The organism is Microbacterium sp. NPDC089987, assembly GCF_044748505.1.
Classification (GTDB): Bacteria; Actinomycetota; Actinomycetes; order Actinomycetales; family Microbacteriaceae; genus Microbacterium.
This window is the reverse complement of the sequence record NZ_JBIVGE010000005.1, coordinates 1-1,920: the sequence shown is the minus strand read 5'-3', so window position 1 is coordinate 1,920 and position 1,920 is coordinate 1. Positions and strand designations below refer to the sequence as shown.

Here is a 1,920-nt window from a genome sequence, read left to right as displayed (position 1 = left end):
GGGGTTGGTTGAGAATTCCTTTGGATCAATTTATATGAATGTCAGCAATGATGTTCGTCTCTTTTGGTCAGTTTCAAACTCGCTGCATGGTCGTTTTCCCGATTGTGTATGCATTTCTTTTTTACGGAGAGTTTGATCCTGGCTCAGGATGAACGCTGGCGGCGTGCTTAACACATGCAAGTCGAACGATGAAGCCCAGCTTGCTGGGTGGATTAGTGGCGAACGGGTGAGTAACACGTGAGCAACCTGCCCCTGACTCTGGGATAAGCGCTGGAAACGGCGTCTAATACTGGATATGTCCCGTCACCGCATGGTGTGCGGGTGGAAAGATTTTTCGGTTGGGGATGGGCTCGCGGCCTATCAGCTTGTTGGTGAGGTAATGGCTCACCAAGGCGTCGACGGGTAGCCGGCCTGAGAGGGTGACCGGCCACACTGGGACTGAGACACGGCCCAGACTCCTACGGGAGGCAGCAGTGGGGAATATTGCACAATGGGCGGAAGCCTGATGCAGCAACGCCGCGTGAGGGATGACGGCCTTCGGGTTGTAAACCTCTTTTAGCAGGGAAGAAGCGAAAGTGACGGTACCTGCAGAAAAAGCACCGGCTAACTACGTGCCAGCAGCCGCGGTAATACGTAGGGTGCAAGCGTTATCCGGAATTATTGGGCGTAAAGAGCTCGTAGGCGGTCTGTCGCGTCTGCTGTGAAATTCCGAGGCTCAACCTCGGGCTTGCAGTGGGTACGGGCAGACTAGAGTGCGGTAGGGGAGATTGGAATTCCTGGTGTAGCGGTGGAATGCGCAGATATCAGGAGGAACACCGATGGCGAAGGCAGATCTCTGGGCCGTAACTGACGCTGAGGAGCGAAAGGGTGGGGAGCAAACAGGCTTAGATACCCTGGTAGTCCACCCCGTAAACGTTGGGAACTAGTTGTGGGGTCCTTTCCACGGATTCCGTGACGCAGCTAACGCATTAAGTTCCCCGCCTGGGGAGTACGGCCGCAAGGCTAAAACTCAAAGGAATTGACGGGGACCCGCACAAGCGGCGGAGCATGCGGATTAATTCGATGCAACGCGAAGAACCTTACCAAGGCTTGACATACACGAGAACGGGCCAGAAATGGTCAACTCTTTGGACACTCGTGAACAGGTGGTGCATGGTTGTCGTCAGCTCGTGTCGTGAGATGTTGGGTTAAGTCCCGCAACGAGCGCAACCCTCGTTCTATGTTGCCAGCACGTAATGGTGGGAACTCATGGGATACTGCCGGGGTCAACTCGGAGGAAGGTGGGGATGACGTCAAATCATCATGCCCCTTATGTCTTGGGCTTCACGCATGCTACAATGGCCGGTACAATGGGCTGCGATACCGTAAGGTGGAGCGAATCCCAAAAAGCCGGTCCCAGTTCGGATTGAGGTCTGCAACTCGACCTCATGAAGTCGGAGTCGCTAGTAATCGCAGATCAGCAACGCTGCGGTGAATACGTTCCCGGGTCTTGTACACACCGCCCGTCAAGTCATGAAAGTCGGTAACACCTGAAGCCGGTGGCCTAACCCCTTGTGGGAGGGAGCTGTCGAAGGTGGGATCGGTAATTAGGACTAAGTCGTAACAAGGTAGCCGTACCGGAAGGTGCGGCTGGATCACCTCCTTTCTAAGGAGCATCTGAAGTCTTCGGACTTCCAGAACCCAGTTCGAAGGCACACGTTCTTCGCTGGGAGCTCATGGGTGGAACATTTGACATGGCATTCAGACCAAGGGGTTTGAGTCAGTACGCTGCTTCGGCAGTTGGAACGCTTTTCCTGCGGTGTGGGTGCCTGCACGCTGTTGGGTCCTGAGGGACCGGGCCGGCTTCTTCTTTCGGGGAGTTGTCGTTCTGTTTCCTTGTGGCCCTTACTTCTGTTGCCGTTTGGCAGTGGTTGTGGGGGA

Annotated in this window: 1 rRNA gene; it reads left to right on the top strand. The window is 55.1% G+C overall.

Annotated features, from left to right (window positions below):
* Positions 1–120 precede the first annotated feature (120 nt).
* Positions 121–1,645: ribosomal RNA gene (locus tag ACIPV2_RS13920) — 16S ribosomal RNA — on the top strand.
* The last annotated feature ends 275 nt before the right edge of the window (positions 1,646–1,920 follow it).